This is a genomic window from Nocardioides sp. AX2bis (assembly GCF_902506435.1).
In the GTDB taxonomy this organism is placed as follows: domain Bacteria; phylum Actinomycetota; class Actinomycetes; order Propionibacteriales; family Nocardioidaceae; genus Nocardioides.
In genome coordinates this window covers 2,003,308-2,025,328 of record NZ_LR733215.1, presented here as the reverse complement: position 1 = coordinate 2,025,328, position 22,021 = coordinate 2,003,308, and the positions used below count along the sequence as shown (strand labels likewise).

At 73.0% G+C, this 22,021-nt stretch carries 23 protein-coding genes; 11 read left to right on the top strand and 12 right to left on the bottom strand.

Annotated features, from left to right (window positions below):
* The 7 genes from gap to uvrA all read right to left on the bottom strand — a co-directional run bounded on the left by gap (position 1) and on the right by uvrA (position 9,753).
* Complete coding sequence (gap, locus tag GV155_RS09655) at positions 1–996, bottom strand: type I glyceraldehyde-3-phosphate dehydrogenase (protein WP_160007463.1); 996 nt, start codon at positions 994–996, stop codon at positions 1–3.
* A gap of 146 nt (positions 997–1,142) precedes the next feature.
* Positions 1,143–2,129, bottom strand: coding sequence for a DNA-binding protein WhiA (gene whiA / locus GV155_RS09650; RefSeq protein ID WP_160007461.1), 987 nt, complete (start codon positions 2,127–2,129; stop codon positions 1,143–1,145).
* 96 nt (positions 2,130–2,225) lie between these two features.
* Positions 2,226–3,227 (bottom strand): gluconeogenesis factor YvcK family protein, encoded by a 1,002-nt coding sequence (locus GV155_RS09645; protein WP_160007459.1) that lies wholly within the window; start codon positions 3,225–3,227, stop codon positions 2,226–2,228.
* Complete coding sequence (gene rapZ, locus GV155_RS09640; protein WP_160007457.1) at positions 3,220–4,113, bottom strand: RNase adapter RapZ; 894 nt, start codon at positions 4,111–4,113, stop codon at positions 3,220–3,222. Before rapZ ends, GV155_RS09645 begins: the two co-directional genes overlap by 8 nt.
* Entirely contained in the window at positions 4,110–6,131 is a 2,022-nt protein-coding gene (uvrC, locus tag GV155_RS09635) for an excinuclease ABC subunit UvrC (RefSeq protein WP_160007455.1), read from the bottom strand. The genes rapZ and uvrC overlap by 4 nt, the downstream gene beginning before the upstream one ends.
* 58 nt (positions 6,132–6,189) lie before the next feature.
* Positions 6,190–6,633: a Rieske (2Fe-2S) protein gene (locus GV155_RS09630; protein ID WP_160007453.1), complete on the bottom strand. Its 444-nt coding sequence runs from the start codon at positions 6,631–6,633 to the stop codon at positions 6,190–6,192.
* 78 nt (positions 6,634–6,711) lie between these two features.
* Entirely contained in the window at positions 6,712–9,753 is a 3,042-nt protein-coding gene (gene uvrA / locus GV155_RS09625; RefSeq protein ID WP_160007451.1) for an excinuclease ABC subunit UvrA, read from the bottom strand.
* A gap of 169 nt (positions 9,754–9,922) precedes the next feature.
* On the opposite strand from uvrA, the gene GV155_RS09620 reads away from it, so the two are divergent.
* Complete coding sequence (locus tag GV155_RS09620; RefSeq protein WP_160007449.1) at positions 9,923–10,651, top strand: maleylpyruvate isomerase N-terminal domain-containing protein; 729 nt, start codon at positions 9,923–9,925, stop codon at positions 10,649–10,651.
* A 1-nt stretch (position 10,652) separates the two neighbouring features.
* Positions 10,653–11,357, top strand: a complete 705-nt coding sequence (locus GV155_RS09615; RefSeq protein ID WP_160007447.1) for an MBL fold metallo-hydrolase — start codon at positions 10,653–10,655, stop codon at positions 11,355–11,357.
* Positions 11,358–11,373: 16 nt separating this feature from the next.
* Here the strand turns inward: GV155_RS09615 and GV155_RS09610 are convergent, their stop codons facing one another.
* Entirely contained in the window at positions 11,374–12,036 is a 663-nt protein-coding gene (locus GV155_RS09610; protein WP_160007445.1) for a hypothetical protein, read from the bottom strand.
* Between the two features lie 84 nt (positions 12,037–12,120).
* On the opposite strand from GV155_RS09610, the gene GV155_RS09605 reads away from it, so the two are divergent.
* Positions 12,121–12,261 (top strand): hypothetical protein, encoded by a 141-nt coding sequence (locus GV155_RS09605; RefSeq protein WP_160007443.1) that lies wholly within the window; start codon positions 12,121–12,123, stop codon positions 12,259–12,261.
* 3 nt (positions 12,262–12,264) lie between these two features.
* Here GV155_RS09605 and GV155_RS09600 read toward each other — a convergent pair whose 3' ends face one another.
* Positions 12,265–13,140 (bottom strand): AraC family transcriptional regulator, encoded by an 876-nt coding sequence (locus tag GV155_RS09600; RefSeq protein WP_160007441.1) that lies wholly within the window; start codon positions 13,138–13,140, stop codon positions 12,265–12,267.
* Positions 13,141–13,276: 136 nt separating this feature from the next.
* Between GV155_RS09600 and GV155_RS09595 the strand changes: the two genes are divergently transcribed.
* Genes GV155_RS09595 through GV155_RS09575 form a run of 5 tightly spaced genes read left to right on the top strand, consistent with a single transcriptional unit; the run spans position 13,277 to position 17,364 of the window.
* Positions 13,277–14,233, top strand: coding sequence for an ABC transporter ATP-binding protein (locus GV155_RS09595; RefSeq protein ID WP_236554234.1), 957 nt, complete (start codon positions 13,277–13,279; stop codon positions 14,231–14,233).
* Positions 14,226–15,101: an ABC transporter permease gene (locus GV155_RS09590; protein ID WP_160007439.1), complete on the top strand. Its 876-nt coding sequence runs from the start codon at positions 14,226–14,228 to the stop codon at positions 15,099–15,101. The genes GV155_RS09595 and GV155_RS09590 overlap by 8 nt, the downstream gene beginning before the upstream one ends.
* Entirely contained in the window at positions 15,098–16,012 is a 915-nt protein-coding gene (locus GV155_RS09585) for an ABC transporter ATP-binding protein (protein ID WP_160007437.1), read from the top strand. The genes GV155_RS09590 and GV155_RS09585 overlap by 4 nt, the downstream gene beginning before the upstream one ends.
* 37 nt (positions 16,013–16,049) lie before the next feature.
* On the top strand, positions 16,050–16,748 hold the full coding sequence (locus GV155_RS09580) for an ABC transporter permease subunit (RefSeq protein ID WP_160007435.1): 699 nt from the start codon (positions 16,050–16,052) through the stop codon (positions 16,746–16,748).
* A 40-nt stretch (positions 16,749–16,788) separates the two neighbouring features.
* On the top strand, positions 16,789–17,364 hold the full coding sequence (locus tag GV155_RS09575) for a DinB family protein (RefSeq protein WP_160007433.1): 576 nt from the start codon (positions 16,789–16,791) through the stop codon (positions 17,362–17,364).
* Between the two features lie 48 nt (positions 17,365–17,412).
* On the opposite strand, the gene GV155_RS09570 is transcribed toward GV155_RS09575, so the two are convergent.
* Together GV155_RS09570 and GV155_RS09565 are read right to left on the bottom strand one after the other, a co-directional pair.
* Complete coding sequence (locus GV155_RS09570; RefSeq protein ID WP_160007431.1) at positions 17,413–18,072, bottom strand: hypothetical protein; 660 nt, start codon at positions 18,070–18,072, stop codon at positions 17,413–17,415.
* 55 nt (positions 18,073–18,127) lie between these two features.
* Entirely contained in the window at positions 18,128–18,652 is a 525-nt protein-coding gene (locus GV155_RS09565) for a GNAT family N-acetyltransferase (RefSeq protein WP_160007429.1), read from the bottom strand.
* A 33-nt stretch (positions 18,653–18,685) separates the two neighbouring features.
* On the opposite strand from GV155_RS09565, the gene GV155_RS09560 reads away from it, so the two are divergent.
* Together GV155_RS09560 and GV155_RS09555 are read left to right on the top strand one after the other, a co-directional pair.
* Positions 18,686–19,246, top strand: coding sequence for a GNAT family N-acetyltransferase (locus GV155_RS09560; protein WP_160007427.1), 561 nt, complete (start codon positions 18,686–18,688; stop codon positions 19,244–19,246).
* Positions 19,247–19,552: 306 nt separating this feature from the next.
* Complete coding sequence (locus GV155_RS09555) at positions 19,553–20,026, top strand: C40 family peptidase (RefSeq protein WP_160007425.1); 474 nt, start codon at positions 19,553–19,555, stop codon at positions 20,024–20,026.
* 27 nt (positions 20,027–20,053) lie between these two features.
* Here the strand turns inward: GV155_RS09555 and GV155_RS09550 are convergent, their stop codons facing one another.
* Positions 20,054–21,025 carry an aldo/keto reductase gene (locus GV155_RS09550; RefSeq protein ID WP_160007423.1) on the bottom strand — a complete coding sequence of 324 codons (972 nt, stop codon included), beginning with the start codon at positions 21,023–21,025 and terminating at the stop codon, positions 20,054–20,056.
* 208 nt (positions 21,026–21,233) lie between these two features.
* Between GV155_RS09550 and GV155_RS09545 the strand changes: the two genes are divergently transcribed.
* Positions 21,234–22,019 (top strand): SDR family NAD(P)-dependent oxidoreductase, encoded by a 786-nt coding sequence (locus GV155_RS09545; RefSeq protein ID WP_160007421.1) that lies wholly within the window; start codon positions 21,234–21,236, stop codon positions 22,017–22,019.
* Positions 22,020–22,021 lie beyond the last annotated feature (2 nt).

Genomic DNA, 22,021 nt, shown 5'->3' with positions numbered 1-22,021 from the left:
TCAGAGGGAGGTGCCGATGTAGTCGATCAGGTCGGCGAGGCGGTTGGAGTAGCCCCACTCGTTGTCGTACCAGCCGACGACCTTGACCTGGTTGCCGATGACCTTGGTCAGCGGCGCGTCGAAGATGCACGACGCCGGGTCGGTGACGATGTCGGAGGAGACGATCGGGTCGGTCGAGTAGCGCAGGAACCGGCCGTCGGCGGCCTTCTCGATGATCGCGTTGACCTCCTCGACGGTGGTCTCGCGGCCGGCCTCGAAGGTCAGGTCGGTCGCCGAGCCGGTCGGGACGGGGACGCGCAGGGCGTAGCCGTCGAGCTTGCCCTTGAGCTCGGGCAGGACCAGGCCGATCGCCTTGGCGGCGCCGGTCGACGTCGGCACGACGTTGAGCGCGGCGGCGCGGGCACGGCGCGGGTCCTTGTGGATGTTGTCCTGCAGGTTCTGGTCCGCGGTGTAGGCGTGCACCGTGGTCATCAGGCCCTTGACGATGCCGAGGTCGTCGTTGAGCGCCTTGGCCATCGGGCCGAGGCAGTTGGTGGTGCACGACGCGTTCGAGATGACGTGGTGCGAGGCCGGGTCGTAGTCGGTGTGGTTGACGCCCATCACGACCGTGAAGTCCTCGTTCGAGGCCGGCGCCGAGATGATGACCTTCTTCGCGCCGGCGTCGAGGTGCGCCTTGGCCTTGGTGGCGTCGGTGAAGAACCCGGTGGACTCCACGACGACGTCGACGCCCAGCGCGCCCCAGGGCAGGTTGGCCGGGTCACGCTCGGCGTAGGCCTTGATCTCCTGGTCGCCGACCATGATCGCGTCGTCGGTGGCGCTGACGTCGGCGTCGAGGCGACCCAGGATCGAGTCGAACTTGAGCAGGTGCGCGAGCGACTGGTTGTCGGTGAGGTCGTTGACCCCCACGATCTCGATGTCGAGCCCCGAGGCCCGCACGGCCCGGAAGAAGTTGCGGCCGATCCGGCCGAATCCGTTGATGCCTACCCGTACGGTCACTGCACGCTCCTGTGTCGCTGGTGGGTCGCTCGATGCTCCGAGCCGTCTGGACACCTCGACGGCGCCCGTCGCCGACCCTATCGCTCCCGGCCGACAGCGACCCGGGCGTCCCGGCGTACGTGCGGGTAACCGGCGGCGAGGACCTCTCAGGCCTCGTCGGCCAGCATGTCCTCGGTCAGCGAGGCCTCGGTGTCGGGCAGGCCGAGGTCGTGGGCCTGCTTGTCGGCCATCGCCAGCAGCCGGCGGATCCGCCCCGCGATCGCGTCCTTGGTGAGCACCGGCTCGTGCAGCTGGCCGAGCTCCTCCAGGGAGGCCTGCTTGTGCTCCAGGCGCAGGTGGCCGGCGAGCTTGAGGTGGTCCGGCACGTCCTCGCCGAGGATCTCCAGGGCCCGCTCGACCCGGGCGCCGGCGGCGACCGCGGCGCGCGCGGACCGTCGCAGGTTGGCGTCGTCGAAGTTGGCCAGGCGGTTGGCGGTGGCGCGCACCTCGCGGCGCATCCGGCGTTCTTCCCAGGCCATCAGCGACTCGTGGGCGCCGAGGCGGGTCAGCAGCTGGCCGATGGCGTCGCCGTCGCGGATCACGACGCGGTCGACGCCGCGGACCTCGCGGGCCTTGGCCGGGATGCCGAGCCGGCGGGCCACGCCGACCAGGGCCAGGGCGGCCTCCGAGCCGGGGCAGGTGATCTCCATCGACGAGGACCGGCCCGGCTCGGTCAGCGAGCCGTGGGCCAGGAACGCCCCGCGCCAGGCGGCCACGGCGTCGCAGGTGCCGCCGGAGACCACGGCGGGCGGGAGCCCTCGTACGGGCCGGCCGCGCTGGTCGACGAGGCCGGTCTGGCGGGCCAGGGCCTCGCCGTCCTTGACCACGCGCACGATGTAGCGGCTGCCCTTGCGCAGGCCGCTGGCCTGCACCATCACCACGTCGGACTGGGTTCCGTAGACCTCTGCGAGGTCCTTGCGGAGCCGGCGCGCCGCGGCGCCGGTGTCCAGCTCGGCCTCGACCACGATCCGCCCGCTGACGATGTGCAGCCCGCCGGCGAACCGCAGCATCGAGGCGACCTCGGCCTTGCGGCAGCAGGTCTTGGTGACCGGGATCGACGAGAGCTCTGCCTTCACCTGAGCCGTCATCGCCATGCCGCGATCCTGCCACGAACGTCAATCACGTCCGACCACTGGCAGGCCACCAGCAGGCCGCTGGCGGGCCGCTGGCAGGCCGCTGGCGGGCGGGTCTCAGGCGCGCGGACGGCCGAGCGGGACCTCCTCGGCCGTGCCCGCGAAGATCCGGGCGTACGCCGCCGCCAGCAGCACCGGGTCGTGGTGCGGCGAGCCGTCCTCGGCGCCCACCTCGTCGACCACCAGCCGGGCCCCCAGGACCTCGACCGTGTCGGCGAGGTCCTGCTCGTGCCCGGCCACCCAGGCGCGGTCGGCCAGGACCGTGTGGACACGCAGGTCGGGGGCGTGCTCGGCGAGCACGGCGAGGTGGTCGGCCGGGGCGAAGCCGGGGGTCTCCCCCTCCTGCTCGGCCAGGTTGAGCACGACCACCAGGCGCGCGTCGGTGGTCTCGAGCTCCCGGCGCAGCGCCGGGACCATCAGGTGCGGGATCACCGAGGTGAACCAGGACCCGGGGCCCAGCACCACCCAGTCGGCCCCCGCCAGCGCGGTGAGGGCCTCCTGGCTGACCGGCGGGTCCTCGGGCACCAGGCTGATGGTGTCGATCAGGCCCTCGGTCGTGGCGACCTCGACCTGGCCGCGCACGGTGGTCAGGGCTGCGGGGTCGTCCTGGAGCCCCCGGACGGTGGCGGTGATGTCCATCGGGCACAGCGCCATCGGCAGCACCCGGCCCTTGGCGCCGAGCAGCCGGCCGACCCAGTCCAGGGCCTCGACGGGGTCGCCGAGCTGCTCCCACAGCCCGACGATCAGCAGGTTGCCGATCACGTGCCCGCGCATCTCGCCGTCGCCCTCGAACCGGTGCTGGAGGACCTGCGACCAGGTCACGCCCCAGGCGTCGTCCCCGCAGAGCGCGGCGAGCGCCATCCGCAGGTCGCCGGGCGGCAGCACCTGGAACTCCCCGCGCAGCCGGCCCGAGGACCCGCCGTTGTCGGCCACGGTGACCACGGCGGTGAGGTCGTCGACGGTGAGGTCGTCGACCAGCAGGCGGAGCGCGCTCAGCGAGGCGTGCAGGCCGTGTCCCCCGCCGAGGGCCACGACGGCCTGCGCCCGCTGGTCACTCACGCCCGAGGTCCCGGTGGACGACGCGGACGTCGTGGCCCAGCGCGGCGAGACGGCGCCCGGCCTCCTCGGCCATCGCGACGCTGCGGTGCTTGCCGCCGGTGCAGCCCACGGCGACGCGCATGAACCGCTTGCCCTCGCGCAGGTAGCCCTGGGCCACGGTGTCCAGCAGCGGCACGTAGCCGTCGAGGAACTCCGAGGCCCCGTCGCGGCTGTAGACGTAGGCCGCGACCGCCTCGTCGCGCCCGTCGCCCTCGCGCAGCTCGGGCTGCCAGAACGGGTTCGGCAGGAAGCGCATGTCGGCCACGAAGTCGGCGTCGACCGGGATGCCGTACTTGAAGCCGAAGCTGATCACGGTGAGCTTCAGCCGGCGGGTGCTGGCGTCGCCGAAGGCGTCGTCGACCCGGGCGGTGAGCTGGTGCACGTTCAGCGTGGTGGTGTCGATGACCAGGGCGGCCTCGGCGCGCAGCTCGGCGACCGCGGTCCGCTCGCGGTGCACGCCGTCGAGCAGCCGACCGCTGCCCTGCAGCGGGTGGGGGCGGCGCGCGGCCTCCTGGCGGCGCACGAGGACCTCGTCGGTGGCGTCGAGGAAGACCATCGAGGCCGTACGCCCGTGGGCGCCGTGGGCGAGCTGCGCGCGGAGGTCGGTGAAGAACGAGCCGGAGCGAACGTCGACGACGACCGCGATCCGCTGCGTGGTGCCGAGGTTCTCGTCGACGAGGCGGACGACGTCCGGCAGCAGCGCCGGCGGCAGGTTGTCGACGACGTAGAAGCCGAGGTCCTCCAGCTCCTTGGCCACGGTGCTGCGCCCGGCGCCGGTCATCCCGGTCACCACGACCAGCTCCCCCGGCGTGACGACCGGGCCGCCGGTCCCGTCCTGCTCGCTCATGCGTCCTCGATCTCGCCGGTGGCGGTGTTCACGGTCATCCCCACGGGGCCATCCTGCCCGGCGCCGCCCTTGCCGGCTCCGCCCGGTGCCGCGGCGACCGACTCCTTGATCGCTGCGGCGGTGCGCGGGCCGATGCCGGGGACCTGGGCGATCTCCTCCACCTCGGCGGTGCGCAGCTTCTTCAGCGACCCGAAGTGCTTGAGCAGGGTCTTGCGGCGGACCTCCCCCAGGCCGGGCACGTCGTCGAGGGCGCTCTCGACCATCGACTTGGAGCGGCGGTTGCGGTGGTGGGTGATCGCGAAGCGGTGCGCCTCGTCGCGCAGCCGCTGGAGCAGGTAGAGGCCCTCGGAGGAGCGGGCCAGGATGACGGGGTCCTCCTCGCCGGGGACCCACACCTCCTCGAGGCGCTTGGCCAGGCCGACGACCGGGATGTCGTCGATGCCGAGCTCGTCGAGCGCCCGCTTGGCCGCGGCCACCTGGGGCGGGCCGCCGTCGACCACGACCAGGCCGGGGGCGTAGGCGAACTTGCGGGGCCGGCCGGTCTCGGGGTCGACCAGCATCGGGCCGTTGTCGCCCTCCACGCGCTCGGACTTGGCCTGCTCGTCGAGCAGCCGCTTGAACCGCCGGGTGATCACCTCGTGCACCGACGCCACGTCGTCCTGGCCGTCGACCCCGCGGATCACGAACCGGCGGTACTCCCCCTTGCGGGACAGGCCGTCCTCGAAGACGACCATCGAGGCCACGACCTCGGTGCCCTGGAGGTTGGAGACGTCGTAGCACTCGATGCGCAGCGGCACGTCGTCCAGCTCGAGGGCCTGCTGGATCTCCTCCAGCGCCCGGTTGCGGGTGGTGAGGTCGCTGGCGCGCTTGGTCTTGTGCAGCACCAGCGCCTGGCCGGCGTTGCGGGCCACGGTCTCCTGCAGCGTCTTCTTGTCACCGCGCTGGGGCACGCGGATGCGTACCTTGGCCCGGCGCAGGTCGTTCAGCAGCTGCTCGAAGGTCTCGACGTCGGGCGGCAGCTCGGGCACCAGGATCTCGCGCGGCACCGCGTCGGCGTCGCCGGCGTAGAGCTGCAGGAGGAAGTCCTCGACCAGCTCGGACGTGCCGCCGTCGTCGGTACGGTCCGCGACCCAGCCGCGCTGGCCGCGGATCCGCCCGCCGCGGACGTAGAAGATCTGCACGGCGACCTCGAGCGGGTCCTCGGCGAGCGCGATCACGTCGGCGTCGGCGCCGTCGGACAGCACCACGGCCTGCTTCTCCAGGGCCCGGTTCATCGCGCCGAGGTCGTCGCGCAGCCGGGCGGCCTTCTCGAAGTCCATCTCCTCCGAGGCGGCGTACATCTCCTGCTCGATGCGGCGCAGGAACGGGCGGGTGCGCCCGCCCATGAAGTCGCAGAAGTCGTCGACGATCTGCCGGTGGTCCTCGGCGCTGACGTTGCCGACGCAGGGCGCCGCGCACTTGTCGATGTAGCCCAGCAGGCAGGGGCGTCCGATCTGCTGCGAGCGCTTGAAGACGCCGTTGCTGCAGGAGCGCATCGGGAAGACCCGCAGCAGGATGTCGACGGTCTCGCGGATCGCCCAGGCGTGGCTGTAGGGCCCGAAGTAGCGGGTGCCCTTGCGCTTCGCACCGCGCCCGACCATCACCCGGGGGAACTCCTCCCCCGTCGTGACGGCCAGCCACGGGTACGACTTGTCGTCGCGGTACTTGACGTTGAAGCGCGGGTCGTACTCCTTGATCCAGGAGTACTCCAGCTGCAGCGCCTCGACCTCGGTGTTGACGACCGTCCACTCGACGCCGGCCGCGGTGGTGACCATCGAGGCCGTGCGCTGGTGGAGGTTCGAGATGTCCTGGAAGTACGACGACAGGCGGGCCCGGAGGTTCTTGGCCTTGCCGACGTAGATCACGCGGCCGGAGGCGTCCCGGAACCGGTAGACGCCCGGCTGGGTCGGGATCGAGCCCGGCTCGGGGCGGTAGGACAGGGGCCCGCGGGAGCTGCGCGAGGGGCGGGCGGGAGTCACGACCCAACCCTACGAGCGGGCTCCGACGCCCCTGCGGGCGGTCGGCCGGGGGCGCCGGTCAGGCGAGGCTGATCTCGCCGCCCTCGACCGTGACCTCGACGGCCGGCAGCGGCGAGCCGGCCGGGCCGGACTCGGGCTCGCCGGTGTCGAGGGAGAACAGGCTGCCGTGGCAGGTGCAGCTGATGCCGGACTCGTCGATGCCGGTCACCGGGCAGCCCTGGTGGGTGCAGATCGACGAGAACGCCTTGAAGTCGCCCTCGGTGGGCTGGGTGAGCACGACGCCCTGCTCCTCGAGGATCACCCCGCTGCCGACGGGCACGTCGGCGGTCGCGGCGAGCGGGCCGTCGGCCTGCGGGGACGGCGCCGCGCTGGCCGGGGAGTCGCTCGCCGAGTCGGAGCCGCCGCAGGCGGCGAGCACCGGGGTGGCCAGGCCGAGCGTCGCGGCACCGGTCAGGGCGCGCCGCCGGGAGAGGGCGGAAGGGGGACGGACGATGTCGGCCACGACGGGCTCCTGAAGGGGTTGGCGATCACCGGGGACGGTCTCCGGGTGAGCGTAGCCAGCGTCCGGTGCCGCGGACGGTCAGGCCGAGCGGGAGGTGACCTTGGTCGCAGCGCGCTTGCGGGCCGGGGCGGTGGCCCCGGTCGCGTCGGCGGCGGCCTTCTTCTCCGCGGCCGCCTTCTTGGCGGCGGCCTTCTTGCCGGCCTTGGTCTTCGGCTCCGGGGGCGGCGGGGGCTTGCGCGGCGGCCCGGGCTGCTGGGCGCCCCGGCCCTCGATGAGCGGGGCGAGGTACTGCCCGGTGTAGCTGCCCTCGACCTGGGCGACGTCCTCCGGCGTGCCCTCCGCCACGACCTGACCGCCGCGGGAGCCGCCCTCGGGACCCATGTCGACGATCCAGTCGGCGGTCTTGATGACGTCCAGGTTGTGCTCGATGACCAGCACGGTGTTGCCCTGGTCGACGAGCTTGCCGAGGACGAGCAGGAGCTTGCGGATGTCCTCGAAGTGCAGGCCGGTGGTCGGCTCGTCGAGGACGTAGACCGTCCGGCCGGTGGAGCGCTTCTGCAGCTCGGCGGCGAGCTTGACCCGCTGGGCCTCGCCCCCGGACAGGGTCGTCGCCGGCTGGCCGAGCCGGACGTACCCGAGCCCGACCTCGACCAGCGTGCTGAGGTGCCGCGCGATGCCGGGGACGGCCGCGAAGAACTCCGCGGCCTCCTCGATCGGCATGTCGAGGACCTCGGCGATGGTCTTGCCCTTGAAGTGCACCTCGAGCGTCTCGCGGTTGTAGCGCGCCCCGTGGCAGACCTCGCACGGCACGTAGACGTCGGGCAGGAAGTTCATCTCGATCTTGATCGTGCCGTCGCCGGAGCAGCCCTCGCAGCGCCCGCCCTTGACGTTGAAGGAGAAGCGGCCCTGGAGGTAGCCGCGGACCTTGGCCTCCTGGGTCGAGGCGAAGAGCTTGCGGACGTGGTCGAAGACACCGGTGTACGTCGCCGGGTTCGATCGCGGCGTGCGCCCGATCGGTGACTGGTCGACGTGGATGACCTTGTCGACGTGCTCGAGGCCGGTGATCTTCTGGTGCCGGCCGGGCACGGCGCGGGCGTTGTAGATCTGCTTGGCCAGCGAGGTGTAGAGGATGTCGTTGACCAGCGTCGACTTGCCCGAGCCGGAGACGCCGGTGACGGCGACGAAGAGCCCCAGCGGGAAGCTGGCGGTCACGTCGTGGAGGTTGTGCTCCTTGGCGCCGACGACGGTGAGCTCGCGCCCCCGGGTGCGGGGGCGGCGGGCCTCGGGGACGGGGATCTCGCGGCGCCCCGAGAGGTAGAGCCCGGTCATCGAGTCCGGGTGGGCGTACAGGTCCTCGACGGTGCCGCTGTGGACGACCTGCCCGCCGTGCTCCCCGGCGGCGGGGCCGAAGTCGACGACCCAGTCGGCGACCTTGATGGTGTCCTCGTCGTGCTCGACGACGATGAGCGTGTTGCCGAGGTCGCGCAGGCGTACGAGGGTCTCGATCAGCCGCTGGTTGTCGCGCTGGTGCAGTCCGATCGAGGGCTCGTCGAGGACGTAGAGCACCCCGACCAGGCCGGCGCCGATCTGGGTCGCGAGCCGGATCCGCTGGGCCTCGCCACCCGAGAGCGACCCCGAGGGCCGGTCGAGGGAGAGGTAGTCCAGGCCGACGTCGAGCAGGAAGCGCAGTCGCTCCTGGATCTCCTTGAGCACCTGCTCGGCGATCTGGCGCTCGCGGGCGCTGAGCTCGAGGGTCTCCAGGAAGGCGGCGGCCTCGTTGATCGGCAGCGCACAGACCTCGGCGATGTTCATCTCGCCGTGCTCGGTGGAGCCCATCGTCACCGCGCGGATGACCGGCTTCAGGCGGCTGCCCTGGCAGGTGGGGCAGGGCACCTCGCGCATGAACCCCTCGAAGCGGTCCCGGCTGGTGTCGGTCTCGGCCTCGCGGTGACGGCGCTCGATGTAGGGCCGCACGCCCTCGAAGGCGGCGGTGTAGCTGCGCTGCCGGCCGTAGCGGTTGCGGGTGACGACGTGCACCTTGGTGCTGTGACCGTCGAGCACCGAGCGGCGGGCCTTGGGCGGGAGGTCGTCCCAGGGCGTGTTGAGGTCGAAGCCGAGCTCGTCGCCGAGCGCGCCGAGCAGCTTGAGGAAGTAGTCGGCGACGTGCGCGCCGGACCAGGGCTGGATGGCGCCCTGGCCGAGGGTGGCGGTGCCGTCGGGCACGACGAGCTCGGGGTCGACCTCCATCCGGGTGCCCAGGCCGCTGCAGGCCGGGCAGGCGCCGAACGGCGAGTTGAAGGAGAACGAGCGGGGCTCGAGCTCGTCGGTGTCGAGGACGTGCTCGTTGGGGCACGACATCTTCTCGCTGAACCGCATCTCGCGCTGCGGGTCGCCGTCGGGGAGGTCGACGAAGTCGAGCAGGACGAGGCCGTCGGCGAGGCGGAGCGCGGTCTCGACGGAGTCGGTCAGCCGGCGCTTGGCCGTCTCCTTGACCGCGAGGCGGTCGACGACGACCTCGATGGTGTGCTTCTTCTGCTTGTCCAGGGTCGGCGGCTCGTCGAGCGCGTGGGTCTCGCCGTTGGTGCGGGCCCGGCTGAACCCCTGCACCTGGAGCTGCTTGAAGAGCTCGAGGTACTCCCCCTTGCGGCCGCGGACCACGGGGGCCAGCACCTGGAAGCGGCGTCCCTCCTCGAGCGTCAGCACCCGGTCGACGATCTGCTGCGGCGTCTGGCGCTCGATCGGGGCGCCGCAGGTGGGGCAGTGCGGGTGGCCGGCGCGGGCGTAGAGCAGGCGGAGGTAGTCGTAGACCTCGGTGATGGTGCCGACCGTCGAGCGCGGGTTGCGCGAGGTCGACTTCTGGTCGATCGACACCGCGGGAGAGAGCCCCTCGATGAAGTCGACGTCGGGCTTGTCCATCTGGCCGAGGAACTGCCGGGCGTAGGCCGAGAGCGACTCGACGTAGCGGCGCTGCCCCTCGGCGAAGATCGTGTCGAAGGCCAGCGACGACTTGCCGGAGCCGGAGAGTCCGGTGAAGACGATCAGCGAGTCCCGGGGGAGATCGAGGGAGACGTCCTTGAGGTTGTGCTCCCGGGCACCCCGGATGATGAGCTGGTCAGCCACGCTGGTCCTTCCGGTGCTCGGTCCGTGACCGGATGGGTCACGGGCTGGTCGAACACATGTTCGTCGTCACGACGCCCGACACGCAACTCCGCGCGTCGTCCGTCGATCACTTTCTCACGCGCGACCGACACCCCTTCCGGGTGACCGCTTCGTGCAGCACGATGGGCGCGTGAGCCCCGCGGACGTCGCACCACCCCCGCCGACGGGGCGGTCCGCCGCGGCCAGGCTCCCCGACCTCGAGGACGCCACCCAGCGCCTGGTCCGCCGGGTCGACGAGCTGCCCGACGGGTCGTACGCCGCCCGCTCGCTGCTCCCCGGCTGGACCCGCGGGCACGTCGTGGCGCACCTGGCGCTGAACGCCGAGAGCCTCGAGGGCGTGCTGCGAGGCGCGGCCGCGGGCCGCGAGCCGGCGATGTACCCCTCGCAGACCCGCCGCGACCAGGACATCGAGCGCCTCGCCGCTGCGTCGCCGGGCGACCTGCGCGAGCGGCTGCTCGCCTCGGTGCGGACCTTCCTCGACGCGGTCGGCGACTTCCCGGCCGAGCGCTGGGAGGCCGGGTTCCGCCGGCTGCCCGACTCCCCCGACGTCCTGCCGGTGCGCACCGTGCTCGGGATGCGCCACCGCGAGGTGGAGATCCACCACGTCGACCTCGACGCCGGCTACACGCCCCGCGAGTGGCCCGGCTCGTTCGTCGTCGCCACCGTGGAGGCGCTGCGGGTGCGGGCTCCGGGCGTCACGCTGCTGGCCACCGACCTCGGCCGCTCCTGGCACGCCGAGCGCGGACGGGTGACGGTGAGCGGCCCCGGGCCGCAGATCGCGTGGTGGCTCAGCGGCCGTGGCCGCGGTGAAGGACTGACCAGCAACGGCGGCGACCTGCCGCGGATCCAGGAGTGGTGACATGAGCGAGCAGCAGACCGGCGAGCAGGACGCGTACGCCGGGGACGTCGCCCCGGGCGGCCCGGCCCAGACCCGGACGGCCGGGTGCCTGCGGGTCACCAAGGTCGCGGTCGACCCGGAGATGAGCAACAACTGCTACCTCCTGCGCTGCGAGGACACCGGCGACCAGGTCCTGATCGACGCCGCGGCCGAGCCCGAGCGCCTGCTCGAGCTGATCGGCGACGGTGGGCTGACCACCGTCGTCACCACCCACCAGCACTGGGACCACCACCGCGGCCTGTCCGCCGTGGTGGAGGCGACCGGCGCCGAGGTGGTCGTCGGCACCCCCGACGCCGACGCCGTGACCGAGCAGACCGGGGTCACCGTGACGCGGTCGGTCGAGCACGGCGACACCGTCGCGGTCGGGTCCTGCACGCTCGACGTCATCGCCCTGGCCGGTCACACCCCCGGGTCCGTCGCCCTGCTCTTCGAGGACGCCGAGCGCGGCGACGGACGGGCCCACCTCTTCACCGGCGACTCCCTCTTCCCCGGCGGACCCGGCAAGACCGCCGGGCCGGCGGAGTTCACCTCCCTGATGGACGACCTCGAGGCGCGGGTCTTCGACCGGCTCCCCGACGGCACGTGGTTCTACCCCGGCCACGGCGACGACTCCACCCTCGGCGACCAGCGCCCCCAGCTCGGGGAGTGGCGCGCGCGCGGCTGGTGAGCCGGTGCGCGACGGCTCAGGGCTGCCGCAGGCACAGCGCGAACACGGCCACCCGCGTCGGCGCCCCCTCGCCCACGTCGGTCCAGCCGACCTCGTAGCCGCCGCGCCCCTCCCACTCGGCACCGTCCGGGCCGTTCGGGTCCCTGGTCTCGCTGACGGCCGAGTCCAGCCAGACGTCCACGCCCGACCGCCGTGACGTCCAGTAGCCACCGCCGACGGGGGCGTCCCCGACGTCGCAGCGGGCCGCGGCGTACCCCGTCCGGTCACCGGGCTCCCCCTCCTCCGCCGCTGCCGTCTCGACGCGCTCGTACGTCCCGAGCCGCGCCGGCTCGCCGCACACCACCGAGCCGTCCGCGGCGACCGACCGGACGTGGGCGCCCTCCTCGCACTCCCCCGTGACGCGTCGCTGCAGGTCGGTCGAGTCCAGCGAGTCCAGCCGGTCCGCGTTCAGCCGCTCGACCCTCGCCGGGTCGCTGACCCGCAGGGGCGGTACGCCCGGCTCGGTCCGCAGCGCCAGTGCCGCGCCGGTCGTGCTGCGGAGCGTGGTCGTCGCGTCGGCCTTGTTGGTCCCGCCGAGGCGGAGGGTGCCGCCGGTGGCGGCGACCGCCGTGCCGGACAGGGCGACGACGAGGGCGAGGTAGGCCACGACGGTGGCGTGGGTCGTACCGGTGCGCTTCACGGCGCGATGCTCACACCCCGCCGGCGCCCTGTCAGCGGAACGCCCGGGTGAGGCCACCTTGGCCCGTGCCGGTAGACCTAGGGCATGAGGATCATGCGCAGTGCCGCCGCGATCGGCGTGGCCCGGAAGCTCTACACCGAGGCCCAGAAGCCGGAGAACCAGCGCCGGATCAAGGAGGCCGTGGAGAAGGTCAAGGCCCGGCGCGGGCAGGGCCCGGTCCGCTAGGACTCATCCCGGCTCCACCGGCAGCCACAGCTCGCAGGTGGCCCTGCCGGCCGCCGCGTCATAGGCCAGCATCGCCACGATCTCGGGACCCGGCCGCAGGCGCCACGGCTGCGAGGGGAACCACGTGGTGGCCGTCGCGGCCCAGGCCTCCTGGAGAGCCTCGGGGTGCGGCCCCTCGGTCCGGAACACCGCCCAGGTCCCCGCCGGCACCTCCAGCACGTCGAGCCCCGCGGGTGGGACACGGGTCGTGGCGACGCCGTGCAGGTAGGTGAGCTCGGTGCCCTCGGCACGGTCCGGGTCGAGGTCGTGGCTGACCGCGAGCACCCCCGTCGGCTCGGTGTCGTTGAGCTCCTTCAGACGCGCGGTCTCCTCGGGCGGGATGCCGGCGACGTGCTCGGCGATGTGCGGGTTCACGCCCGCGTGCACCAGCGGTACGCGCGCGGCGTGGCCGACCAGGCGGAGGTCGGGCAGGTCGGTGGTGCGGGTGTCCATCGGGACGCTCCCTTCGACGGTCAGGTGGAACCTGATCCGCGGTTGTGTACGTAGTGGACCCCCGTCGCGTCGTACGTCGCGGGGACCGACGGCGTGGACGGCGCGGAACGCGCGCCCGAACGCCTCGGTGGAGCCGTAGCCGTAGCGCACCGCGAGCGTGAGCAGGTCGGTGCGCGTCCTCACCAGGTCCGCCGCGGCCAGCGCCATCCGGCGTCGGCGCACGTAGTCCGACAGCGGCATCCCCGCCAGCGACGAGAACATCCGTCGCAGGTGGTGCTCGGTGGTGCCGAGCGCCGCGGCGACGTCGGCCGCGTCGAAGGCGACGGACGGGTCGTCCGCCAGCTGTGTCTCGACGGCGTCGACGGCCTGGTTCAGTGCAGCGATCACGGGGTCCTCCTTCCGACGTCCATCCTGCGCGGCCCGGGTGGGCGCCGACCCGATGATCGCGGTCGGATCCGGTCGGGTCGCACCGCCCCGTCCCGCGTCCGTCCCGGCGGCCTCCACCCTCGCTAGGGTCGGCCTCGTGACGGAGGACGGCGAGCAGGTCATCGCGACCACGGGGCTGACCAAGCACTACGGCCAGGTGCACGCGCTGACCGACCTCGACATCGAGGTGGGTCCCGGGGTGACCGGCCTGGTCGGCGCGAACGGCGCCGGCAAGTCGACGCTGATCAAGATCCTGCTCGGCCTGCTCGAGCCGACCTCCGGCCGGGCGAGCGTGCTGGGACACGACATCGCGACCGCCGGCGAGGAGATCCGCCGCGTGGTCGGCTACATGCCCGAGCACGACTGCCTGCCGCCCGACGTCAGCGCCAGCGACTTCGTGGTGCACATGGCCCGGATGTCGGGACTCGGCGCCTCGGCAGCCCGCGAGCGGTCGGCCGACGTGCTGCGCCACGTCGGCCTCGACGAGGAGCGCTACCGCCCGATGGGCGGCTTCTCCACCGGCATGAAGCAGCGCGCGAAGCTCGCCCAGGCCCTGGTCCACGACCCGCGTCTGGTCTTCCTCGACGAGCCCACCAACGGCCTGGACCCGGCGGCGCGTACGGACATGCTGCGCCTGGTGCGCCGCATCGGCGCCGACTTCGGCATCGCCGTGCTCGTCACCTCCCACCTGCTCGGCGAGCTGGAGCAGGTCAGCGACCACGTCGTCGTGCTCGACGCGGGCCACCTGCTCCGCTCGAGCGCGACCGGCGACTTCCTGGAGCAGACGGGCAGCCTGCTGGTCGAGGTGGTCGGCGGGACGACGGAGCGCGACCGGTTCGGCGAGGCGCTGGCCGCGGCCGGGCTGCCGTGCCGGCCGCGCGGCACCGCCGTCGTGATCGACCCGGCGCCGCAGCTGCCCGTCCACGACCTCGTCCGCGACACCGCCGCCGACCTGGGGCTCGGACTCATGCGCCTGCAGCCGGACCGGCACCACCTCGAGGACGTGTTCCTCCAGGGCCCGGCATCCGCACAGCAGGAGGTGGCCCGTGGCTGAGCGCACCGGCGTCATCCACGACCTGGGCTACCGCCGCTACGACGGCCCCCGCGACGGCACCGCGACCATCGCGCGGACCCTCTACGTCACCGGCCTCCGCCACGCCTTCGGGCTCGGCCGGTCGGGGAAGTCCAAGATCCTGCCGTTCCTGCTGCTCGGGCTCTGCACCCTGCCGGCCGCGATCGTCGTCGGCGTGGTCACGCTGATCAGCCTCGACGAGCTGCCGATCGGGTACGCCTCGTACACGACCCAGACGCAGCTGCTGGTGAGCCTCTTCGCGGCCGCCCAGGCGCCGGTGCTGTTCTCCCGCGACCTGCGCCACCGCTCGATCGTGCTCTACCTCGCCCGCCCGCTGCCGGCGCCGGTGTTCGCGCTGACCCGGTGGCTGTCGCTGACCAGCGCCCTGCTGGTCTTCACGCTGCTCCCCCAGCTCGTGCTCTACGTCGGGGCACTGCTGGCCGGCCTCGACGTCTCCGACCAGACCACCGCGCTGCTCAAGGCGGTCGCGCTCCTGCTGCTCACCACCACCGTCGTGGCCGGCATCACCGGCCTGATCTCCTCGGTGTCGCTGCGTCGCGGCTTCGCCATCGTCGGCTCGATCGTCGCCCTGGTGGTCGTGCCGGGCGTGGTCACCGCCGTCCAGGCGATCGCCCAGGCCGAGGGCGCCGACGACGTCGGGGTCGCGGCCGGCCTGGCGTCCCCCTGGTCGCTGCACAGCGGCCTCGCCGACGCGTGGGACGCCGGCGTCACGGTCTTCACCCCGCCGAGCGGCGGATGGGTCGTGGCGTACCTCGCCGTCGCCGTGCTGGTCGCGGCCGTCACCACCGCCGCCCTGGTCCGGCGCCTGATGAAGGTGGCCTCGCGATGAGCACGCTGGTCCTGGACTCGGTGTCCCGCTGGTTCGGCAACGTCGTCGCCGTCAACGACGTGTCGCTGACGATCAGCCCCGGCGTCACCGGGCTGCTCGGCCCGAACGGCGCCGGCAAGACGACCCTGATGGCGCTGATGACCGGCTTCCTGGCCCCGTCGGCCGGCACCGTCCTGCTCGACGGCAAGCCGGTGTGGCGGCACACCGAGGCGTACCGGCAGATCGGCCTGGTCCCGGAGCGGGAGCTGAGCTTCGGCTACCTCACCGGCCGTCAGTTCGTGCGCGCCAACGCCGACCTGCACGGGCTCACCGACCCGGGCGCCGCGACCGAGCGGATCCTCGGGGTGGTCGACATGGTCGAGCCCGCGGGCCGGAACCTCGACACCTACTCCAAGGGCATGCGCCAGCGGGTCAAGATCGCGGCTGCCCTGGTGCACGCCCCGGCCCTCCTGCTGCTCGACGAGCCGTTCAACGGCGTCGACCCGCGGCAGCGGATGCACCTGATGGACCTGCTGCGCCGGCTCGGCGACGAGGGCCGCACGGTGCTGTTCAGCTCCCACATCCTCGAGGAGGTCGAGCGCCTGGCCCGCCACATCGAGGTCGTGGTCTCCGGTCGGCACGCCGCGTCCGGCGACTTCGGCGCGATCCGGCGACTGATGACCGACCGCCCGGTGCAGTACGCCGTCACGTCCAGCGACGACCGCGCCCTCGCCACGGTCCTGATCGCGCAGCCGTCGGTGCGGGCCGTACGCCTGCGACCCGACAGCGGCCTCGACGTCGAGGTCGACGACCTCGGCAGCTTCGCCGTCGGGCTGCCGCAGTGGGCGCGGGCGCACGGCCTGACCCTGCTCGACCTCTCCCCCAGCGACGAGTCGCTGGAGAGCGTCTTCGCCTACCTGGTGAACCGATGACCGGCCTGACGACGGGCGACCCGATGAGGAGTGACGCGTGAACGCCACCATCGTCCGGCTCGCCGCGCAGGCGCTGCTCGGCCGCCGCCGGTTCTGGCTGCTGCTCGCCCTGCCGGTGCTGCTGGTCGCGCTGACCGTGCTGATCGCGGTCCTGACCGACCGCGAGGCGGCCTGGCCGCTGCTGCCCGGCCTCGGGTACCCGATCGTGCTGCCGCTGGTCGCCGTCCTGGCCGCGTCGTCGGTCCTGGGACCGGAGGTCGACGACGGGTCGATCGTCTACCTGCTCTCGAAGCCGATCAGCCGGCACGGTGTCGCCCTCAGCAAGTGGGTGGTCGCCTGGGCCGCGACGCTGGTGGCCGGGGCGCTGCCGCTGTTCGTGTCGGCACTGATCGCCGGTGGCGGCGACCGTGCGCCCGCGATCGGCCTGGCCGCGGCGGTCGCCGGGACGACGTACTCCGCGCTCTTCCTCGCCGTCTCCGCCCTCACCCGGCACGCGGTGATCGTGTCGCTGCTGTTCGTGCTGATCTGGGAGGGGCTGCTGGGCAACCTGCTCAGCGGCGTCGCGTGGCTGAGCGTCGCGCAGTGGGGCCTCCGGATCGGGTACGAGGTGTCGGCGGCGCTGCCCGACCCGACGAACCTGGTCTGGGCGGTGCTGGCGAGCGTGGTCGTCACCGTCGGCGGCGTGTGGCTGGCCGGCGACCGGCTGCGGTCGTTCTCGCTGCGGGGCGAGGACTGAGGCTCTGGACGGTGGGGCTCCGGGTCACCAGAGTGTCGCCATGAGCGACCGTGCTGCCGACCGCGCGCCGGAGTCCGGCCTGAGCGCGGATGCCTTCGCCCCCGTGTGGGCCGACGACGACCGCCCGCGCATCCCCCGCGTCGCCGGGGAGCGCGAGGCGCTCGCGGCGTACCTGGAGCACTTCCGCGCGACGGTCGAGATGAAGTGCCGCGGCGTGACCGCGGAGCAGGCCCGGAGCAGGCCCGTGCCACCGTCCACGCTGTCGCTGCACGGCCTCGTCCGCCACCTCGCCGACGTCGAGCGGTGGTGGTTCCAGCAGAACTTCGAGCGCCGCGACGTCCCGTCCCTGTTCTTCAGCGACGACCACCCGGACCTCGACTTCGACCCGCCGGCAGACGCCGACTTCGCGGCCGACCTGGAGGCCTGGCGCGCCGACTGCGCCGTCTCCCGGGAGATCGTCGCGGCCCACGACCTCGACGACACCGCGCGGCCCCTCGACTGGCACGAGGAGATCGACCTGCGGTGGCTGGTGCTGCGGATCATCACCGAGTACGCCCGGCACTGCGGTCACGCGGACCTGGTGCGGGAGGGGATCGACGGGCGGGTCGGGGAATGACGCCGTCCGGTCGGCCGACGCCGCGTGCGTCAGGCGTACGGGTGGATCTCAGAAGTCCGAGTCGGGGGTGAGGCTCCGCAGCCCGGCGCACTGACCCTGCACCACCGCGGGCGACTCCCCGGAGATGCCGCTGACGACGGGCCGACGCGTGTTCCCGAAGCAGTACACGTGGCCGAGGTCCAGGCCCAGGCCGGTGACCTCGACGCGTCCGGAGTTGTTCAGGAAGTGGTAGGAGCCGTTGCCGGGGCCGTCCTGGACCGAGACGCGACCCCCGCCGACGAAGTCGAAGTCGGTGACCTTGCTGTACTCCGGCGGAGTCTGCGCGAGGCTCCAGGCGCGGGGTCGCCCCTCCGCGCGGCCACCGAGCAGCTCGACCCGGCGGAACCAGTGAGCGCTGATCCCTTCACCGAACTCGGAGTCCCGCGCGTAGAGGGACGCGCCGGACGAGACGATCGTCCGGCCACCGATCGCCGTCCCCTCCAGCTCACAGGTGCGGTCCCTCGGGACCAGCAGGTCGCCCTCCACCTCCACCGCGCCGAGCTCGCCCACGCACCGCGTCGCCGCGGGCTCCCTCACCTCGAGGTAGCCGCCCTGCGCCCGGGCTCCGCCCTTCCTCGGCGTGTCCTCGTCACTGGACGGTGCACCGCCGCACCCGCTCAGCAGCACCGCGGCCCGCGCCACGCACGAGAGGACACGAGGAGGCGTCATGGGCGGAGTATGCGACATCGGCGACGGGCATCGCTGCCGGCGCACACCACCGCCCTCACGGGACGGGTCGACTGGCGAAGACCCAGTCGAGGCCGTCCTCGCCCTGGCAGTCCATCGACGCGTCGCGTCGCAGCCCGGCTTTCAGCGCCACGCCCTGGCTGGCGCGGTTCCCGGGCCGTACGCGCGCCACGATCGTCTCCGTCGGCATGTCGTCGCGAGCCGTCGAGACCACGGCCGAGGCTGCCTCGGTGGCCAGTCCCCGTCCCCACACCTCCGGCACGAAGCGGTAGACCAGGTTGAGCACCGGCCGGCCGCCCATGGACGCCCGCTTGACGCCGGCGTACCCGATGACGCGGTCGAGACCAGGCTCCCGTACGCACCGGTAGCCGAACCCGTGCTCCTCCCAGTGGCGGTCCCACGTGGCGACGAGCGCCGCGGCCCCGACGAGGTCCCTGAGTGCGTCGGACGGGTTGTACCCGGTGGTGCGCAGGTCTCCGAGGACGGCGAACACCCCGGCCGCATCGGCCGCCACCGGCCGGGTCAGGCACAGCCGCTCGGTCGTCACGTCCTCGGCACCCACCGCCAGATCGTCACACGCGGCACCATGGCGCCCATGACCCTGCCGACCCCCACCCTGCACACCGGACGGCTGCGCCTGCGCCCGCTCGTCGCCGACGACGCCGACGACCTCTTCGCGTTGCACAGCAGCCGGACGGTGCAGCGCTACTGGGACGCACCGCCGTGGGAGGAGCGAGCGCGCGCCGACCAGTTCCTCGCACGCTGCCGGCAGGTCGCGGAGGACGGCACCGGTGCGCGAGTGGCCGTCGACCGCGCGGACGACGGGGTCTTCCTCGGCTGGTGCGGCCTCACCCGGTGGAACGCCGACTACCGCAGCGCCGCGCTCGGCTACTGCTTCAGCGAGGCCGCGTGGGGCCACGGCTACGCGACGGAGGCGGCCGGGGCCGTGCTCCGGTGGGCCTTCGACACCCTGGACCTGAACCGCGTCCAGGCCGAGACCGACACCCGCAACGTCGCCTCCGCCCGCGTGCTGGAGAAGCTCGGTTTCGTGCACGAGGGCACGCAGCGCGAGGACTGCGTCGTCGAGGGGGTCGTCTCGGACTCGTGGGTGTTCGGCCTGCTGCGGCGGGACTGGCTGCCGTCCGCCGGGGGCTGAGCAGCCGGACTACAGCCCCACGGTCCGCCGTGCCCGGAACGCGCCGGTCCCAGGCCCAACGGCCCCTGGTCCGCCCGGGCCGGGAGCGCGTACATTGCTCCGCGCGCGCCACCGGGCGCGCCGGCCGGAGAGCGCCGAGCTCCACCCGCTCCGTGCCGCCACGTCCCTGGGTGGAGATGGGATACCCGAGAAGTCCGGCCGCCGCAGTCCGCTGCGGGGCCTTGGGGTGAGCTCAGCACGCTGAGCGGGCACCGTCAGCCCGAACCCGACAGGTCACATTCCGCAGGCGTGGGCGAAGGGTCACCCATGTCCGTCATCACGCGCGCGCTCGCCGTCCTCCTCGGCACCCTGCTGTTCACCGGCCTGCTGGGCGCCCTGCCCGCCGACCACGGTGGGCAGTCCGCCGAGGCGGCCACCGTCAAGACCACCGAGAAGCAGCGGCTGCGCGCCACCAAGGTCGCGCTCGCCCAGCGCGGCGACCCCTACCGGTACGGCGCCAGCGGACCGGACGCCTTCGACTGCTCCGGCCTGACCAAGTTCTCCTACGGCCGGACCGGTCGCACCATCCCGAGGACCACCGACCAGCAGAAGGCCGGCCTCCGGGCGATCGCGAAGTCGGACAAGAAGAGGGGCGACATCATCGTGTTCGTCTCGAACGGCGACGCCTACCACGCCGGCATCTTCCTGGGGAAGAACCGGATCGTGCACGCCAGCCGCTCCGGCACCCCGGTCAAGGTCGACCCGATCTGGACCTCCTCGTACGTCGTCCGTCGGCCGTGAGGCACTGAGCAGGGCCGCCGGCCCTGCTCAGCGGTGCCCCACCACCGCGTGCGGCACGTACCCGTCGGAGAGCTCGGCGACCTCCTCGTCGCTCAGCCGGAGGTCGACCGCGGCCAGCGCGTCGGTCAGGTGGTGCATCTTCGTGACGCCGATGATCGGCGAGGTCACGACGGGCTGGGCCAGCAGCCACGCCATCGCCACCTGCGCCATCGACACGCCCCGCCGCTCGGCTACCACGCCGACCCGCTCCACCACCGCGGCGTCCCCGTCGCGGTAGAGGGTGCCGCCGAACTCGTCGGTCTCGGTACGCGCGGTCGTGCTGTCCCACGGACGCGCCAGCCTCCCCCGCGCCAGCGGGCTCCACGGCAGCACGCCGAGGCCCTGGTCGGCGCAGAGCGGCAGCATCTCCCGCTCCTCCTCGCGGTAGAGCAGGTTGTAGTGGTCCTGCATGGACACGAACGGCGTCCAGCCGTGGACGACCGCGACGTGCTGGGCCTTGGCCATCTGCCACGCCCACATCGACGAGGCACCGAGGTAGCGGGCCTTGCCGGCCTTCACCACGTCGTGCAGCGCCTCCATCGTCTCCTCGATCGGCGTCTCCGGGTCCCACCGGTGGATCTGGTACAGGTCGACGTGGTCGACGCCCAGCCGGGTCAGGGAGTGGTCGATCTCGGCCATGATCGCCTTGCGCGAGAGCCCGGCACCGTTCGGCCCCGGCCGCATCCGGCCGTGCACCTTGGTGGCCAGCAGGTAGTCGTCGCGGTCGGCGACGTCGCGCAGGATCCGGCCGGTGAACTCCTCGCTGCTGCCTCCGGAGTAGACGTTGGCGGTGTCGAAGAACGTCAGGCCGGCCTCGAGCGCCGCCACGACGATCTCGCGGGCGGCGGCCTCGTCGAGCACCCACGGGTGCCCGCCGCGGGCGGGGTCCCCCCAGCTCATGCAGCCCACCGTGAGGCGGGGGACTTCGAGGCCGGTGCGTCCGAGTCGGGTGTAGTCCATGGCTCCATCCTGCGTCACCCGCACAGGTGCGCGGGCTCGGCACCGGGGGTGCGCACGGGCGTCGTGCGTAGTGATCGCCCGGCGGGCCACGGGCGACCTGGGGAGACGTGACTGCGGAGCCTTCGACGGGGCCGATCACTACGCGCGACGCAACCCGACGTCGACGCGGTCGGCTGATCACCCCTCGGGACCGACCTAGGGTCACGCCATGAGCACCCCCGGGACCACCAGCAACCGTTACGCCCTCGACGACCGGGTCGTCCTGGTCACCGGCGGGGGCAGCGGCATCGGACGCGCCGTCGCGCAGGCCTTCCTGGCCAACGGTGCCCGGGTGGCGGTCGCCGGCCGCCGGCGGGCGCCGCTCGGGGAGACGCTGGCGCCGTACGACGCCGACCGCGGGCTGGTGGTCACCGCCGACGTGGCCGAGGACGAGCAGGCCGCGGCCATGGTGCAGGCCGTGCTGGAGCGGTGGGGCCGCCTGGACGTCGTGGTCAACAACGCGGCGGCGTACGCCAACGGGCCGTTCGACGAGATCGAGCTCGGGACCTGGCGATCCGTGCGCGCGGCCAACATCGACGGGTTCGTCCACGTCGCCCGGCACGCGCTGCCGGAGCTGGAGAAGGTCGGCGGCAACCTGGTCGTCGTCGGGTCGGTCTCCGGGATGCGCGGGGACTGGGGTCAGGCGGTCTACAACGCCACCAAGGCCGCGATCATGAACTTCGTGCAGTCCCTCGCCCTCGACTACGGCCCCCGCGGGGTGCGTCTCAACGCCGTCGCCCCCGCGCTGACGATCACCGGGCTGACCCAGGCCGTCGCCGACGACCCCGAGGCCCTGGCCAAGGCCGAGGACCGGATCGCGCTGGGGCGCCCGGGCAGGCCGGAGGACATCGCGCCGGCGGTGCTGTGGCTGGCCAGCGACGACGCGGCGTACGTCACCGGTGCGTGGCTTCCCGTCGACGGCGGCACGACCGCGTCGACGGGACAGGCGCACTGAGG

Excerpts from the sequence above, each read along its gene's own strand:
- GV155_RS09570 (WP_160007431.1), bottom strand. The coding sequence starts at position 18,072 with ATGACGCCTCCTCGTGTCCTCTCGTGCGTGGCGCGGGCCGCGGTGCTG.
- GV155_RS09545 (WP_160007421.1), top strand. The coding sequence starts at position 21,234 with ATGAGCACCCCCGGGACCACCAGCAACCGTTACGCCCTCGACGACCGG.
- rapZ (WP_160007457.1), bottom strand. The coding sequence starts at position 4,113 with ATGAGCGAGCAGGACGGGACCGGCGGCCCGGTCGTCACGCCGGGGGAG.
- GV155_RS09605 (WP_160007443.1), top strand. The coding sequence starts at position 12,121 with ATGAGGATCATGCGCAGTGCCGCCGCGATCGGCGTGGCCCGGAAGCTC.
- GV155_RS09615 (WP_160007447.1), top strand. The coding sequence starts at position 10,653 with ATGAGCGAGCAGCAGACCGGCGAGCAGGACGCGTACGCCGGGGACGTC.
- GV155_RS09555 (WP_160007425.1), top strand. The coding sequence starts at position 19,553 with ATGTCCGTCATCACGCGCGCGCTCGCCGTCCTCCTCGGCACCCTGCTG.
- whiA (WP_160007461.1), bottom strand. The coding sequence starts at position 2,129 with ATGGCGATGACGGCTCAGGTGAAGGCAGAGCTCTCGTCGATCCCGGTC.
- GV155_RS09550 (WP_160007423.1), bottom strand. The coding sequence starts at position 21,025 with ATGGACTACACCCGACTCGGACGCACCGGCCTCGAAGTCCCCCGCCTC.
- GV155_RS09575 (WP_160007433.1), top strand. The coding sequence starts at position 16,789 with ATGAGCGACCGTGCTGCCGACCGCGCGCCGGAGTCCGGCCTGAGCGCG.
- GV155_RS09560 (WP_160007427.1), top strand. The coding sequence starts at position 18,686 with ATGACCCTGCCGACCCCCACCCTGCACACCGGACGGCTGCGCCTGCGC.
- GV155_RS09585 (WP_160007437.1), top strand. The coding sequence starts at position 15,098 with ATGAGCACGCTGGTCCTGGACTCGGTGTCCCGCTGGTTCGGCAACGTC.